Source organism: Paenibacillus sp. P4_A9 (genome assembly GCF_056402415.1).
In genome coordinates, this window is the sequence record NZ_JBFUHL010000026.1 from 12206 (window position 1) to 28930 (window position 16725).

Here is a 16725-nt window from a genome sequence, read left to right on the forward strand (position 1 = left end):
AGGTTACGTTTTGGTTGCTAGAATCATGCAATTCTCATTTATTTCCGTTTGTAAAAGGAAATGATCCGCTGCGCAGGCAGCTGCGCCTGCGCCTTCAGCTCTTCGATGGCGGCGCGGCTGGACGCCGCCCACTGCTCGCGAGCATCGAGGAGGCCCAGCGCCTCCTCGGCAAACCGATGCGCATCGAACTGACTCGTCGATGCGGCGGCCTTCATACCAAGCCTATGGAGGAACTGGTCGATCTTCGGATCGTACGAGATCCCCACCATAGGCACGTACTGCGAGGCTGCATAAATCAAAGAATGCAGCCTCATCCCGATCAGCAGGTCGCATCCCGCGACCTGCGCGAGCATATCCTGCGGATGCGTTATGCCATGCACCATCGCAGCACGCCCCGCGTAATCGCCCAAGCGGTCGATCACGAACTGCGACGCCACCTCATCCGAGGGAAGGTGGAAGGGCAAGAACCGCAGCTGCACATCCGTGCGTGCTGCGAGCAGCTCTTGCAGGGACCGCGCGAGAGCCTCCAGCTCCGAGCGGTCTTCGTTCCAGAAGCGGACGGACACACCGATCGTCCGCACCGCCCCATCTGACGCGCCACCGCGAGGCGCGTCCATACCACCTTCCCGGAGGGGCAAGCCCATCACGGGGTCAGGCACGACCGTGATGCGCTCCCGCGGGAGGCGCATCACACCAAGTAAATCCGCGGACTCCGTATCGCGGACCGATACGAAGGCGCAGCGCTTAAACACGCTGCGGATCCAACCATAGAACATCGGGCGGCTAACCGGCCCAATACCTTGCGAATAAATAAATGTCGGCTTCCCGAGCCATTGCGCTATTTTTAATACAGCCAAGTAATACGGGATTGTCTTCGAGCTTGTGGCATCCTGCAATAAGCTGCCGCCTCCGCTGATCAGTCCATCAGACTCGCGCAAAGCCCGCAAGAGCGAACCCGGCTTCATTCGATGATAAGCTTTCACCCCGTACATCTCTGTGGTCTTCTCTGGATTGGCCGAGAGCACGATAGGTTCAATCTGAATGCCCTGCGTCTGACCTTGCTCCTGCAAAGCGAACAAAATCGACTGCAGCACAGCCTCATCTCCGCTATTATCGAAACCGTAGTAGCCGGATAACGCTATTTTGACAATTGGGGCTGTACCCATCGTTTCCAACTCCTTGTGAGTATTTCCCAAGCTGCAATAAGAACTAATCCGATCAGAGCACCTAGAACAAGTCCGTAGAAAATACGGATCAAGGAAATGTGCAGCGGCGTATGCAGGTGAGCAAATGTATCCACTAAGGAGAGCTGACCAACGACACCGATGAAGAGCAGGTACACCGCATGACGATAACGAACGGACAAGTATGCACCCAGTAAGAAAACCGGATGAGCCACCAAGAATTCTTTTGTTCGTGGACGCACGCCTAATGTATTTTCCAAGAAAGAACGGAATAACTTCTCGACAGAGGAAGCTTGTCCTTCATTCCCTGTACGAGACAAGTAGTAGAAGACAGCTGCAAGCGCTACGCCTGCTATTACGATCCACAGCACACTTATATAGGAAGAAAGCAATCTTCGAATATTCGCGATCTTTTCCTTATACGTATTATTCTCACTAAAGAACAAGAGATACAGCCCAACAATGCCAATTGGAAGCAAATGCAGCATCCCAACGCCTCTAAACTGCTGTAGCACAAGTGAATAGGTAACATGATTCAGAAGGGCTACAACATAAATAATACCGAAACATGAGATTAGCGAAGTCCGAAACAGCTGCCACAGCCCATAAGCAAGACCTGATTTCCACTTAGCTGCAACGCCTGATCGAACTGACCGAATCGCCAGCATAACAGCAACACTAGGAGCACTAACGGCCGTCGCCAAAGCAAGTCCTTGCGCATACATATTAGCTGAAAGTGTATGCAGTGCAACTAAACCAAGCAATCCTAGGATGAAGAAAACGATCGTCAATTCCGGCAAGAAGAAGGAAATCATCCATACAATCAGACTAAGTCCGCCTAATAGTAAGAAAAAGCGAGCAATCTTCTGCCAACCTGTGGTATGTACATCGAAAGCCTCTGCTGGCCCCAACGTAAAGCCTACGTCTTGGATACGTGGAATCGCGCCATCTTTGCCCTGCAAGGCAGCATAAAAGGACGAAAGCGGGTCAACAACCTTGCCTTTATCTAGGCTTTTCACCGGTTTGGCATTTAAGAACACCATGCGGATATTCCGATCCTTCACAGCCAAAACAAGTCGGTCCGACACACCTTGAACACGGTCAGCAAGCTCCGATTTCTTCAGCGGCTCTGTCAGCTTCTCGCCATCTTTCTCTGTAAAAGAGTGCAGACGCACGACGTTGTAATTCGTTTGTTTGGCTAATGTGCTGAAGCCTTTTTGCGGCTCCTTCAATAATTCAATCGCCGCAAGCCCGATGCCGTTCTTATTCAGCAAATTGGCCATTTTATTCAAATTAACTTCCGTATTTTCCTCGGTATAACCAGGCACTTCATTGCCGTCCACGATAATTCGCTTCACGCCAGTATCATGGAACTGCTTCAACATAGCATCCATCTCATTGGTGTTGAACGGTCTACGATTCGATAACCGTACGACGATTTGGAAGCCTTGATCTTTGAGCATTTGCAGCGCGATCGGGTCCGGATCCATCGCTTTAATGGAGGCGTCATCCAAACTCATCTGAATGATGAGACCATTTCGGTTCTTGAAGCTCCACGGCTTCACGCCTACTTTAAGATCTGCGAACGTTTTCTGGATCAGAGGTTCAAGCTTCTGCTGAGTCTGGCTATCCGCAAACAGCACATAGGTGAAATTCTCACTCGGATCTCCCAGTGTTTGGGTCAGCATGGCCGCGTCACGCGAGCTATACATCTCAATGCGACGACTCGCTTTGAACTCCCCTAATGTGCTCTCATAAACAGCCATGGAGTTTATGCCCGCGGCTTTCATGTTCTTCAACTCTGTGTTCACAAAGTTCTGGGGGTTCGTCTGCACATCAGCAATATCCAATAAATCTCGATAGTCAAAAACAAATTCGACTTGGTTCGCCGAAGTTTCGGTTTGGTGACGTGTGTAGGCAAGCGGCAAAGAGCACAACATCCCTACAATCACGATCCACCACAACATATTTCTTAGCGGGTTATTCCAGGTTTGATACAAATTCAAATTCTTCCACTCCTTAGAGCATCTACTTTTGATAAACTTTCCGGGGCCCATATACACTCGAAAACCTCTCCGCCCCCAAACGTGGGAAAACCGCCCAATGCATGGTAGACATCATATCCAGCCATTCATTAGACGATCTATCCCTTACTTAGGTTCTGAAGAGGTTTGGTATACCTATTACACTATCCGTCTACACGATTAAGTACGTATTGAATGATACCATCTAGCTGCTTCACGGCTTCAGGCCCTGTTGACCCTTGCACGGCAAAATAAAATTTAATTTTCGGCTCCGTACCCGATGGGCGCAAGCAGAACCATGAACCGTCCTCTAATATGAACTTCAGTACGTTCTCGCGAGGTAAGCCCTGAATCCCTTGTGCGTAGTCCAGGGCAGAGCTAACACGTGTACCGCTGATCTCTGCTGGCGGATTCGTTCTCCAAGCTTCCATCATGCGGCCAATTTGTTCCACGCCGTCTTTCCCTTTGAGTGTTCTTGATTCCAGTTTTTCCAAAAAGAAACCAAAGGATTCGTACAGCTCTTGCAGGACTTCATAAAGGGTCTTGCCTTGCTTCTTATAATAAGCCGCAGCTTCCGCGATTAACATGGCTGCGATGACCGCATCCTTGTCTCTTGCATAGCTGCCAGCTAGGTAGCCGTAGCTCTCTTCATACCCAAACAGGTACGTATACTCGCCCGTTTGTTCGAATTGCGACATCTTTTCACCGATATACTTAAAGCCCGTTAACGTATTCAGTGTTGGGATGCCGTAATGGTTAGCTATAACTGCTCCCATCTCGCTGGTCACAATCGTTTTAATCACAACGCCGTTCGCAGGAAGTGTTCCACGCTCTTTCATACTCCCCAATAAATAGTTCACAATAATTGCACCGGATTGATTACCCGTTAATACGACATATTCACCATTTGCATCCTTCACGACAGCACCCATGCGGTCTGCATCCGGATCGGTACCGATAATAATATCGGCATCCCATTCCTTCGCTTGTGCGATTGCTAGCGTGAATGCTTCACGCTCTTCTGGATTAGGCGATTTTACTGTGGAAAACTGTGCATCCGGCAGCTCTTGCTCAGCAACAACGCGCACTTGCTCGAAGCCTACGGCTTGCAAGACCTTGCGTACAGGTATATTCCCTGCGCCGTGCAGCGGCGTAAAAATCACGCGGAAATCATCGCTGATTTCCTTAATGATGTCTGGATTTTGACTAACAGCTGTAACCGCTTGGATGTACGCCTGATCGACATCTTCACCTAACCAAGCTAGCAGCCCTTGCGCTTCCGCTTCTCGCTGAGACAGCCTCTTCACTTTATCAAAGGTATCGATGCTTTGTACGTGAGCAATGACTTGCTCTGCAAACTCAGGGACAAGCTGTCCGCCGTCTGCACCGTATACTTTATATCCGTTATATTCAGGTGGATTGTGGCTCGCGGTGACAACAACGCCCGCAGTCGCACCTAAGTATCTGACGGCAAAAGAAAGTTCAGGTGTCGCATGCAGCGTCTTGAACAGATACGCTTTAATCCCGTTACCTGCAAAAACAAGCGCGGATTCTAGCGCGAACTCAGGTGACATATGACGGGAATCATACGCCAGAACAATGGCAGGGTTAGCTGCACCTGTTCCATTCACGTATTGCGCTAAGCCTTGGCTAGCACGTCCCACGGTGTACACATTGATACGATTCGTTCCCGCGCCAATGACCCCACGTAGACCGCCTGTCCCAAATTCAAGATCTTTATAAAAGCGATCCTCGATTTCTCTCTCATCTTCCCGAATAGCTTGAAGTTCTTTCTTCGTTTGCTCATCGACAGCTGGATCTTGGAGCCATAATTGATACTCTGTTTGTACACGCGTCATCGTCGTTAGGTTCATCTCCTTTATATGTATGGGCTATTTATTAGCAAGGGCGAACATGAGCTCACCTTCGACTACCACTTTGTCGCCAACCTTTGCGATAGCTTGACCTTTAACAATCGTGCCTTTAACCCGTGTGATGGTCATTTCTAGCGTAAGTGTATCTCCAGGCACAACCTGTTGACGCCAGCGAATGCCGTCTGCGCCAGCAAACAAACCAATTTTACCTTTATATTCAGGCATCGACAATACAGCTACAGCACCAACTTGTGCTAACGCTTCAACGATTAAAACGCCTGGCATAACGGGATAACCAGGAAAGTGCCCTGCGAAGAAGGGTTCATTGATCGTAACATTTTTGATTCCTACAGCTCTAACCCCTTCTTCTACTTCCAAAATGCGGTCAACGAGCAGAAAAGGCGGGCGGTGAGGAATGATCTCTTGAATTTGATTAATATCTAGCATCGTGCGTTCGTGCTCCTTTCGAATACTTGTATAAAATACAAGGGAATTACTTACAATAGGGAGGTCCCTTCATATCCTGCAGAAGTGAAGGTTCATATAAGGGGAGCTTATGTAAAGGTCTGTATCACAGACCCCTACATAGGCTCTTTTTTCATTTTGCCTGTGATGGTTATTTCGCTCGGGCCCCTCGATTTAGTAGCAGGAACTGGAAAATATAAATAAATGATGTTAAGAAGGAAACCCCAATAACATACCATAAATACGAGATAGCGAAGGTAAATTCAAACACAATGAAGAGGATGGCGAAATAATAGAGAACGGTCGTTAGCTTGCCCATAACATTCGCTGGAACGGTCAACTTGCCTCTGAAATGAAAGAAGGCGGAGCCAATAATCATACTTGCGTCCCGTATAAACATGGCCACTGCGGCCTGCCAAGGAATCATCTCTGAGATGAGTAGGGAGAGGATGACCGCAATCATCATACACTTGTCTGCCAGCGGGTCTAGCATGACACCCATGGGGGTGATCAACTTACGTGTTCTAGCGATATAGCCATCTAAGATATCCGTTAATCCAGCTACGAGTAGAATGATGAAAGAGGTTCGGATATGGCCGTTAAAAAAAAGCACGAGGTACACGGGGATTAGTACAAACCTGCTGATCGTGAGCATGTTCGGTATATTCAAGGTACTCCTCCTGTGCCTAGGATCCGATCCGATATATCGATAAATGGTAGATAAAGCCTTTCTACATTATACCGCTGCGAACGCAAAAATAAAACTCCCATGCGGGAGTTCGAATTAATTAGCAAAAACGAGATCGTATAAATGCTTCCACGTGCTGATATGTAAGATTTCTGATGATGGCTGATCCCCAAGCTTCGTATAGCCCACCCATAAACCAATATAGATAGCTAATACAGCGAGTACGGGAATTCGTATAATTTTGAAAATAAGCCAAGTGATTCTCTGCCATTTCGGCCTTGGCTGCTTCTTCTTAACTGGTGCAGGGTTATCTGCCATCGAGCCTACCCTTCCTTTCTACGATCAACCACGTAAATTGTTGGCTATGTTCATCATCTGGTCGGAAGATGTGATAGCCCGGGAATTCAGCTGAAGCGCTCGTTGCACAATAACCAGGTCTGTCATTTCATCCGAGAGTGTCACATTCGATTGCTCCAGAAAGCCCTGCATCAAGCTAACGCGAGTTGCCTCTGTCGCGGCTACGCCATTCACATCTTGCAAGATGTTGGCCTTCTCCCCCGCTGTAATACCCGCTGGAAGTGTATAAAGGTTATCCCCTACATCTTGAAGCAACTGCGGACGTACCACACGAACGAGCTTGATTTGCCCTAATGTCACAGGGGCAGCTGCTGGATCCTGTTCATTATAGCCCTGAATCAAACCATCTTTCCCTACAGCTGGCCGGAAGCCAACTGGTACATGAATGGGATTGCCGTCCGTTCCAGAAATGAAGTGGCCTTCTTTGGTCGTTAGTACCGTCCCGCCTTGACTATCTGGCGTTAAGCTGAATGCCCCGTTACGGGTCCATGCCGGCTGAAAGACTTGATTCCCGTTCTCGTCCACTTTGCTAACGGAAACTTCAAATAAGCCATCACCTTGAATGGCGAAGTCGGTTAGCAGCCCCGTCGGTTGGATCGGTCCCTGTGCCAAATTCGTCTGAATTTGCACAAGCCTCGAACCCCACCCTTGGTTAAAGCCTAATGGTGAGAAACGCCCTTGCTGACGGAACCCTTCGGGCTGTGTTTGAACATTCGTCAATACGTCCTCGAAGGAGGCTTCTTTCTTCTTGAAGCCGTTGGTATTCACATTCGCTATGTTATTGGAGAGAATATCCAGCTTTTGCTGTAAGCTGTGCATGGATACCGATGAGTTAATCATGGAATTGTTCATGGCTGGCCCCTTCGCAAGCTAGATTTAGACGCGTCCTACTTCGTTTACTGCTTTGTCCATACTTTTATCATACGACTGGATGACCTTCTGATTCGCTTCATAAGCGCGCAGCGCCGACATCATATCGACCATTGATTGCGCGGAATCCACGTTCGAACGCTCAATAAAGCCCTGACGTACTTCAACTTGGTCGCCTGGCGCTACTTGTGTGATCGTCGCTTCATCCCCCGGATTAATGCGTAGTAACCCATTTCCCTCACGTAGTAACAGATTCGGATTCTCTGCACGTGAAAGCATCAAACCGATCGGCGCACCTGCCGCATCCACGATCGGACGACCGTCGCTGTCCATGAACTCGCCTTTATTTGTTACTTTAAAGGACGTGATCGGTTGACCTGTCCCATCCAACAGCACCATGGGTTGTCCATCTCGGCCCAACACTTGTTCACCATTGGCATTTACAAGCTGACCTGCTGCATCGACAGTGAACTTCCCGTTCAAGGAGTACCGCTGCTCGCCATTCGGATTCAGCACCGTAAATAAAGCCTGAGGCTGAAACGTACGCTCTCCGTCTTCATTCACGTACTTCCCTGTAGCATCAAACGTCACGCCAGGCAGTTGAATGTTCGATACAAGCGCGAAGTCGAAGGGGTTGTTCGTCTCTTGTAGATCGCCCTGTGAATGAACAGAGATACTCTCCTCGGAGAACACACCTAAGCTCATCTTCCCAAGCGGCGCTGGAGAGGCACCTTGTCCACCGCGAATCGTAGAGATGAGCATTTCTGGAAACGAACGCGATAAGGCATTCCCCTGTTTAAAGCCAGGGGAATTCAAGTTGGCAATGTTATTCGTTATGGTATCGTGTCTGCGTTGCTCAGAAATCATCCCTGCCGCCGCGGTATACAGTCCTCTTAACATCTAGTCACCTCTTAGGTCGTGTATTAACTAAAACTTACGTTTGGATACTTTATCTAAATTATCCAGCATAATCCCCGTGCCTTTAACAACACAGGACATTGGATCTTCTGCAATTAATACAGGCACTTTCAACTCATCTGCAAGCAATTGGTCAAGACCATGCAGCAATGCGCCGCCGCCTGTCAGAATGACACCACGGTCAATAATATCCGCAGATAACTCAGGAGGTGTCCGCTCAAGTACGCTCTTCGCCGCTGTGACGATGGAGGAAACCGGATCCCATAGCGCTTCTTGTACCTCGCTGGAGTGGATCGTAATGGTCAATGGAAGTCCGGATACCATATCTCTTCCGCGAATATCCATCTCTTGATCTCGCCCATGTGGATATACCGTTCCAATTTTCAACTTAATATCTTCGCTTGTCCGTTCACCGATAAGCAGCTTGTACTTATTTTTGATGTACTTCATGATCGCTGTATCGAACTTGTCGCCAGCAATCTTAATAGAAGAGGAGGTGACGATGTCGCCCATGGATAACACGGCAACATCCGTCGTCCCTCCACCAATATCAACAACCATGTTACCGCTAGGCTGGAAGATATCCATACCGGCACCAATTGCTGCCGCCTTCGGTTCTTCTTCCATGAATACCTCTCGGGCACCGCTGCGCTCAGCTGCTTCGCGAATCGCTTTCTGCTCAACTGAGGTAATGTTGGTAGGGGCGCAGATCAGTATTCTCGGGTGAGAATACCAATTCTTGCCCCCAATTTTCGCGATGAAATGCTTCAACATCATTTCCGTAATATCAAAATCCGCAATAACGCCATCCTTAAGCGGACGAATCGCAATGATGTTACCAGGTGTTCTACCTACCATGCGGAAGGCTTCTTCACCAACAGCCAACACGCGTTTCGTATCGCTTTCAATCGCAACTACAGATGGCTCATCAAGCACAACTCCGCGACCTTTTACATGAATAAGCACATTTGCCGTGCCGAGATCTATTCCTATATCCTTGCTGAACATTTCTAATTAATCCTCCCTAAACCTACCGTCCATCCCGTGAAGAATCGGCGCTCGTATATACAGTTCTAATTATAAGCTAAATTCGCTATAAATGCATGTTTTCCTCTTTTTCCGTGAAATTTCGACACGCCCAGTTATAGGAAACACAGGAAACATCTCGGGATGAAGGGTATCTTAGGACTTAACCGTTACCAGAACTTCGGAAAGCTTAGGATTACGGGTCTTACGATACTTAATTTTTGTCGCTTCTCCTCCCCTAAGGTGTCGAATGGACTTGTGATACTCCAAAATGTGCTTCACCTGATTGGCCAGGTCTGGGTTGATTTCCGGTAGTCTTTCCGTCAAATCCTTATGCACCGTGCTTTTGGAAACGCCGAATTCCTTAGCAATGGTGCGAACCGTATTCTTGGTCTCGACGATACAGGTACCAATCTTAATGGTTCGCTCTTTGATGTAATCGTGCACTCCCCTCGCCTCCCTACTCGAGATAGTTTGGTAAAGTATATGAGGGGCATGACTAGATATTCTACGTAACCAAGCCTGACAAGCCCATTTCCCATATTTATTTTCAAAATAATGGAGCAATTCGGGCTTTAGCCGCTTATACGGGTACAAATCGGATGAAAAATAGGAAAAAGCAGCAGGAATGTACCCGCTGCCTTTCACTTATATCTTATTGTTTCACGTTCAGGAGGCTTTCCGGATTAACGGCTGCATTGTCGCTAACTTGGCGCACTTCAAAGTGTAAGTGGACGCCATCTTCCTTCTCGAAATCGTTGCGGCCTGCTTTGGCGATGATGTCGCCTTTCTTCACTTCTGCACCTTTGGTTACCTTCACTTCAGATAAGCTTTGGTAAATACTAATCAAGCCGTTGCTGTGTGTGATTTCAACCAGATCGCCCACAACAGGATTCTTCTCTACTTGCGTTACTTTTCCACCCAGTGCCGCTAGCACATCGAAAGCTGCACCATCTTTAGCTTTCAAGTCAATTGCAGTGTGCGGAGTCAGTTGATCGATATATTCGATCATGGCCGCCGCCTTCACATCATTGGATGCATTCGTGTCATAGAAAGGAATCGCCACTTCGACAGCTGCTCTGTCTTTGACAGGCCATTGCATTGCTTCTGCTGTTCCGTTAACCGCGACAGCCCCATCATGTGGTGCTCTCGGATTATCGGTTTGTTCTGTACTGCTAACCTTAAGACCCAGTTCTGCTTCGCTGACTGTTTTCGTTCCTGCTCCCTGGTACACCCACATTAAGGTTAAGATAATTGCTGCTGCTGCCACATACGTCGCTGGGAATACCCATTTCTTAGCAAGCAACCTCTTCCATGCAGATGTTGGACCTTGTGCTCCTTGAACAGTTTTAGGAGCTTCTTCTTTCTGAAAACCTTTGTTATTATCACTCATGGTTATCACCTCATCAACCATTCTTGACAGTTTCCAAGGTTTTATACTTGCAGAAAGATATTTTTATAGAAACGATACGAGTTTAAGATTTGTGGAGAAAAGAGGCTGCATTTTCAATAGAGATCCCCGTGTAATAGTAGGTTACGATCTCTTCCGCCGTTTTCCCTTCCATCGCCATACCGTTGGCGCCCCATTGACTGAGACCTACACCGTGGCCGAAGCCGTACGTGGTAATCGTAATTTGAGAGCCTGCCCATTTCCAAGCAAATTGAGAGGATGCTAGACCTAGCTTCTCTCTCACCTCGCGTCCTGAGAAAACCTTGCCGCCTATCGTCATACTTTTTATCCGATGTCCAGTAGACCAAGAGAGTACCTTCATGCCTTTGGCGCTCGTATCCGTCGTCGCAATGCTTGTCAAACCTAGCTTCTGAAGCATCGTCTTGTAGCTGATCGTGACACTTTCTTGATAGCGAGAGGAAAGCTTGATATCCCACGGACTAGGCACGCTGCGTAGATAAGGGCTTTTGAAAGGCCAGTACTCTTCTGAATTCTCGGTAAAGCCATTACTTGTTGAGAAAAAAGTCGCGTTGATCGGTTCATGTCCATAGGTCAGTATTTTATCCTTGGTCTCATTGACAGCTCTATCAATCTTGGCCATATTCGTTTCATACTTGGACCTGTCCCACCTTGCTCTGAGCTCTTGATCCGTTAAATAGGCCTGATGAGCTGTCGTATCCGTCACAAGTGCGTCATTCACCGGCATATTGCTATAATCCTTCTCTATGACTCTACGTACGACATACGTTCTGGCTGCCATCGCTTGCGCCTTGAGGGCCTCTAGCTCGAAATCGACGGGCATTTCGGCGGCTAGCACCCCTCTCACATATTGCTCTAGTGGAACAGTTTGAACAGTCGCCTGTTTCGTCAAATACACCGGGATCATCAGCCCTTGTTCGGCACTAGTCTCTTGCAAGGTTGAGCCTGCAATTGGGATGGGGTACACCTCGTCGGTCGGAATCTTCTTGACTAGCAACCCAGGCACAATGATAGTGACACTCAACATGGAAGATAAGCAAACAGTCATCCACAGGATGACCCCTTTTCTGAGTACGAGTACTCGCTTCTTTTTGAACATATGTCTGAGCAGCCTCCATAAGCGCGTTTACTAGCAGGAATTTTGGTATGTCTTAGCTTATGAGAGGGGTTGCTAGAATAGAACTTGGAGGAGGTCGGTTAGGTGTTGATAGGCTGTGTGAAAATATGAGGAATGCACCCAGCACAATAGAAGGGACTTAGTTCCGTGGCTCCCCATCGTTCCAGTGACTCCCGCCGTATCCCTTACCCCCAATGGCTGGAAAAATGATGCGAAAGTGCATGACTTCTCTCGTGTTTTCGGATATTTGCTGCATTAACCCGTTGGAATCGATGCAGAGAGGATGAGAATGATGTATTCTCGAGGATGCGTGAGACGGCGAAAAAAAAGAACCACCAGGGCAACTCCCTGATGGTTCCTCTTGTATTATGCTAGCGTTGGCTGGATATTGAAAAACCCAAGCTCCGCTACTTCCTGCTCGATTTCTTGTGGGACCGAGCGATAAATATCGGCACCTAGTTCGCGCAGAACGTCTGTAATGTCGACATATCCACGATCGATATGGTGAACACCCGAGATCTCGGTTTCACCGTCAGCCGCTAATGCCGCGAGAATGAGCGCCGCACCAGCACGAAGGTCTGTTGCGCACACCTTCGCACCGCGCAGCTTCGAGTTACCACTGACGATAGCCGTCCGTCCGTCCACTTTAATGTTTGCGTTCATATTCGCGAATTCATCCACGTGCATAAACCGGTTCTCGAACACGGTCTCAGTTACAAGACTCGTTCCGTCAGCCACCATTAGCAGCGCCATCATTTGCGACTGCATGTCGGTTGGGAAGCCGGGATACGGCAATGTTTTCACATCTACCGCGCGCAGCGGACCTGTAGCCCGAACGCGAATGCCGTTCTCATCTTCTTCGATCGTAACGCCCATTTCCTGCATTTTGGAAATGATAGGGCGAAGGTGGTCACCGATCGCGCCTTCCATATACAGCTCACTGCCCGTAATCGCTGCAGCGATCATGTACGTACCGGCTTCTACGCGATCTGGGATCACCGTATGTACGCAGCCGCGAAGCTTCTCGACGCCCTCAATGCGAATAACACCCGTTCCCGCACCGCGGATCACAGCGCCCATCGCATTCAGATAATTGGCCAAATCAACAATTTCCGGCTCTTTAGCCGCATTTTCAATTGTTGTTGTACCTTCCGCAAGCGTTGCGGCCATCATAATGTTCTCGGTTGCGCCTACGCTGGCGACATCCAAATAAATTTTGGCACCCTTCAGGCGCCCTTTCACTTTCGCTTCGATATAGCCTTGACCCAGTTCAATATCGGCACCCATCGCTTCAAAGCCTTTGAGATGCTGGTCAATCGGTCTTGTGCCAATCGCACAACCGCCTGGAAGCGATATTCTCGCTTGACCCAGCCTAGCTAACAAAGGACCCATTACGAGGAAAGAGGCTCTCATTTTACGGACTAGATCATAGGAAGCTTCACAAGTATTAATTTGCGCAGCCTTCACTCGAATCGTTTGACGATTATATTCGACTTCAATCCCCAAACTTTGCAACACTTTATTAATGACTAGTACATCGTCAAGGGGAGGCGCATCATGGATGACGCTTTCACCTTCCGACCCCAAAATGGAAGCCGCAATAATCGGCAGTACCGCATTCTTTGCTCCGTTGATTTTCACATTGCCAGCTAGCTTTCGGCCACCGCGGACGATAATTTTGCTCATCATGGTCCCTCCGCGCACTTATTTTAAAAGACAGGTTTCGCACATTTCTTAAGTTTATCATTTGAAGCTGCATTGATACAACTGTGTTCTTTTGGCAGTCAGAGATTGCCCCACATAGAGTTCGAAGCCTATTGCGATTTTCATTCCGTGCTATTATCCATTGTTGACAACAAACTTCAGCATTATTCGGGAAATGTCATTAAAACATCTTACTGAAGCTCATGGAGAGGCCTAAATACTGAATAAAAAAGCCCGCAACCAACTGCCCGAGTCCGATCGAAAGTAAAATTTGCAGCATAATCGCTTGTGCGCCTTTGGGCCTCCGCAGCAAAACATCAAAGCGGAACGCTTGCAGCGACCACCAGGCTAAACCGATGCAAAGAATATAGACAGCTATACTGGCCATATTCATCAACGACGCATATTGCGCCACTTCACTCCATTTGTCCGTCTCGCTCATAGGTCACTCCTCTTCGATATTATCGATTTACGACTTTGACCAGCAATGTCACAAATTCAGCCCGTGTTGCCTGATCTTCCGGATGAAAGGTCCCGTCGGGGAACCCGCTGATCCAACCATCTGCCGACATCTGCTTCAGAATACCCACACCCCAGTAGGATTCACTCACATCGCTAAAAGGTGTATTTCCTCGTAGCTTCCCCGTCATATTCATGCTGCGCGCGAGCATTTGTGCCATTTCCATACGGGTCAGCTTGCCATCGGGGTCAAAGGTACCATCCGGGTAACCGTCTACGATCGACGCTTGAACCGTTTTGGCAATGTCCGCGTAAGCCCAGTGTGAAGCATTCAAATCACTAAATCGTAAATCCTTGCGTTTCGTTAAATGCAAAGCATGTGACAGCACGGTAGCCGCTTCGGCCCTTGTAATCGACTGATTCGGAGCAAAACGATAGTTCCCATATCCGCTAATCATGCCTTGCTCGGTGAGTTGGCTAATGGCATCCTGTGCCCAATGTCCTGCAATGTCAACGTACCCGCTGACAAGCTCATAACTATTCAACTGCAAGCGATACATCTGACTCATGAACCACTGGTTCGCCTGGAGCTTAATATAATACGTTCCTTCGGGCAAAGGTTTTTCGAAATTGAGCTGACTCGAGCCACTCTCACTACGATAGGTGCCTTGCTCCTGCAAGGAATTATTATACAAGGTGGCATATAAGGTACGTGAAGTTGGAATATTCGTTAATCTCACTTGGGCCAAGCTATCTGATGTCAATCGGAATTCAAACCAATCGACGTCTTCATTTTTGTTAAAAACACCCTCATACCCAGCATTCATTGCTGCAAATGTAGCTTGATACGATTTATCATTCGGCTCGTTAGGGTCAATTAATTTGGGCGTATACTCAATCTCTAAGGTATATTCACCCGTAATCGGTCCGGCATAATCCTTCACATTACTAACGCGAATATAATATTGCCCAGGAAGCAATTCCATCTGCGAGCTAACTTCTATACCGCCATCGCCAGCTTGATCAATCGTCGCCCCCTTCTCCCCTTCTTTCTGGAAAAGAAGCATGGGATCGATCCGCCCCGTATCGGTGGAAAGTCTGAGGCGCATCGTGCCAGAGTGTTCAAGCGTTAGTGCGAACCAATCGAGGTCACCTTTTTCATGAAAAGTACCTCGCAGGGTCTGACTGCGCTCTGGCAACGTATACGCTTTGTACTGCTTATCATTATCCTCAAAAGGATCCGTATAAATCACAAAGTCCGTCTGCACCGTGTAATTCAATAGTGTCTTGCGTGCGCGATCTACGTTCTCCAACTGGACATAGGTGCGCCCTTTGGTCACAGCAACTGTGAACGGCTGATTTCCGTCAGAAGTACCACTGGCCGCAAGAAAACTTTGCCCAGAATCGAAATTCACGCGGATACCGGCACCATCTTCGGGCTGTACCTCTAATTGAATGTACCCGTCATATGCGGCATCAATCGCATACCAGTCCTGATCCTGCCCCGAGCTGAGATTCACTTTAACCATCGTATGACTCGGTAGTGATGCTGCCTGACTCGCTAGATCATTCGGCTCGAAACGATCTTGCTTATACGGTTCGGTCAGAGCCTTCTCGATGTTCAATAAGCCGTAACCTGTCTTGGTGTCCCACCCTTTGGTCATCAAGTCCTGCGCCGATTGTTCGATCTGCGACCGCAACTGATACGCCGTCATCGCCGGGTATTTCCCCCAGACCAATGCTGCTGCTGCTGCCACTTGAGGCGCAGCCATTGAGCTGCCATCTTGGTACTGATAACCCCCGCCAAGTGCTGTCGTGTATACGTCCCAAGGCGCCATAACATCGAGCTCTGGGCCATAATTTGATCGTGGATCAGCCAGCTTATTTATACTTACACCACCCACAGAAAGCACCGTTGGATACGCCGCGGGGTATTTCACACTCGTACTTTCATTACCAACAGCAGCGACGAGCAATACATTATGATCCTCGGCATACTGCACAACACCTGCCAGGTAATCCGAATATTTGTTTAACCCTAAGGAAAGCACAACGATTTTCGCTCCGTGATCGACTGCGTATTTAATGCCTTCACCCAGCTTGGCTTCGCCGCCAGTTCCATCTGCTTCTAGCGCCTTAATTGGCATAATCTTGGCATTGGGAGCGATTCCCGCAATACCTTTATCGTTATTAATCGCAGCGGCAATCAAGCCGGCTACGTTGGTTCCATGTCCATTATCATCAAAAGGCTTCTTAGAAGCCTGCAACAGGTTCACACCATCCACTAAATTACCAATTAAATCTGGATGTCCAAGGTCAACCCCTGTGTCAACTACAGCGACTACGATTGGCGAACGAGAGTCTCCTGCCGCCGCCCACGCTTGATCAACGCGAATCATATCCAAATAGGTTTGTTTCACCCTCATGGGATCCGATGACACCGCATAAGCTGCCTCTACGTTGGTCACAAACCCTGTTAGTCCTAGGACAAGCAACATCATCAGTATCATGGGGCCTACGTATCGAATATATTTCATCACATCAGGTCCTTTATCCCAAATTGAATCTCTTCTGTCATTTACTTATATATCTATACCACAATAAACATCT

Annotated in this window: 15 protein-coding genes; all 15 read right to left on the reverse strand. The window is 48.3% G+C overall.

What is annotated here, in order from left to right; all coding sequences use genetic code 11:
- Positions 1–38: 38 nt before the first annotated feature.
- Positions 39–1166 (reverse strand): polysaccharide pyruvyl transferase CsaB, encoded by a 1128-nt coding sequence (gene csaB / locus AC1DVJ_RS17120; RefSeq protein ID WP_477592451.1) that lies wholly within the window; start codon positions 1164–1166, stop codon positions 39–41.
- Positions 1139–3190, reverse strand: coding sequence for a DUF5693 family protein (locus tag AC1DVJ_RS17125; protein ID WP_477592452.1), 2052 nt, complete (start codon positions 3188–3190; stop codon positions 1139–1141). The genes csaB and AC1DVJ_RS17125 overlap by 28 nt, the downstream gene beginning before the upstream one ends.
- Before the next feature lie 182 nt (positions 3191–3372).
- Complete coding sequence (locus AC1DVJ_RS17130) at positions 3373–5067, reverse strand: phospho-sugar mutase (protein ID WP_477592453.1); 1695 nt, start codon at positions 5065–5067, stop codon at positions 3373–3375.
- Between the two features lie 33 nt (positions 5068–5100).
- Positions 5101–5529: a 3-hydroxyacyl-ACP dehydratase FabZ gene (gene fabZ / locus AC1DVJ_RS17135; RefSeq protein ID WP_477592454.1), complete on the reverse strand. Its 429-nt coding sequence runs from the start codon at positions 5527–5529 to the stop codon at positions 5101–5103.
- A gap of 169 nt (positions 5530–5698) precedes the next feature.
- Positions 5699–6217, reverse strand: coding sequence for a CDP-alcohol phosphatidyltransferase family protein (locus AC1DVJ_RS17140; RefSeq protein ID WP_477592455.1), 519 nt, complete (start codon positions 6215–6217; stop codon positions 5699–5701).
- A 114-nt stretch (positions 6218–6331) separates the two neighbouring features.
- A complete protein-coding gene (locus tag AC1DVJ_RS17145) occupies positions 6332–6553 on the reverse strand; it encodes a DNA-directed RNA polymerase subunit beta (RefSeq protein WP_477592456.1) in 222 nt (73 codons plus the stop codon).
- A 24-nt stretch (positions 6554–6577) separates the two neighbouring features.
- On the reverse strand, positions 6578–7444 hold the full coding sequence (locus tag AC1DVJ_RS17150) for a flagellar hook-basal body protein (protein WP_477592457.1): 867 nt from the start codon (positions 7442–7444) through the stop codon (positions 6578–6580).
- Positions 7445–7468: 24 nt separating this feature from the next.
- A complete protein-coding gene (locus tag AC1DVJ_RS17155) occupies positions 7469–8362 on the reverse strand; it encodes a flagellar hook-basal body protein (RefSeq protein ID WP_477592458.1) in 894 nt (297 codons plus the stop codon).
- A gap of 27 nt (positions 8363–8389) precedes the next feature.
- A complete protein-coding gene (gene mreB / locus AC1DVJ_RS17160; RefSeq protein ID WP_028556954.1) occupies positions 8390–9388 on the reverse strand; it encodes a rod shape-determining protein in 999 nt (332 codons plus the stop codon).
- Between the two features lie 174 nt (positions 9389–9562).
- Complete coding sequence (gene spoIIID / locus AC1DVJ_RS17165; protein WP_057313422.1) at positions 9563–9853, reverse strand: sporulation transcriptional regulator SpoIIID; 291 nt, start codon at positions 9851–9853, stop codon at positions 9563–9565.
- 208 nt (positions 9854–10061) lie between these two features.
- On the reverse strand, positions 10062–10799 hold the full coding sequence (locus AC1DVJ_RS17170; RefSeq protein WP_477592459.1) for a peptidoglycan DD-metalloendopeptidase family protein: 738 nt from the start codon (positions 10797–10799) through the stop codon (positions 10062–10064).
- Between the two features lie 82 nt (positions 10800–10881).
- A complete protein-coding gene (gene spoIID, locus AC1DVJ_RS17175) occupies positions 10882–11934 on the reverse strand; it encodes a stage II sporulation protein D (protein ID WP_477592460.1) in 1053 nt (350 codons plus the stop codon).
- Positions 11935–12318: 384 nt separating this feature from the next.
- A complete protein-coding gene (gene murA / locus AC1DVJ_RS17180; RefSeq protein ID WP_477592461.1) occupies positions 12319–13638 on the reverse strand; it encodes a UDP-N-acetylglucosamine 1-carboxyvinyltransferase in 1320 nt (439 codons plus the stop codon).
- Positions 13639–13837: 199 nt separating this feature from the next.
- The gene (locus tag AC1DVJ_RS17185; protein ID WP_477592462.1) at positions 13838–14098 is read right to left on the reverse strand and encodes a DUF1146 domain-containing protein; all 261 of its coding nucleotides are present in this window, start codon (positions 14096–14098) and stop codon (positions 13838–13840) included.
- A gap of 19 nt (positions 14099–14117) precedes the next feature.
- Complete coding sequence (locus AC1DVJ_RS17190) at positions 14118–16652, reverse strand: S8 family serine peptidase (protein WP_477592463.1); 2535 nt, start codon at positions 16650–16652, stop codon at positions 14118–14120.
- Between the last annotated feature and the right edge of the window lie 73 nt (positions 16653–16725).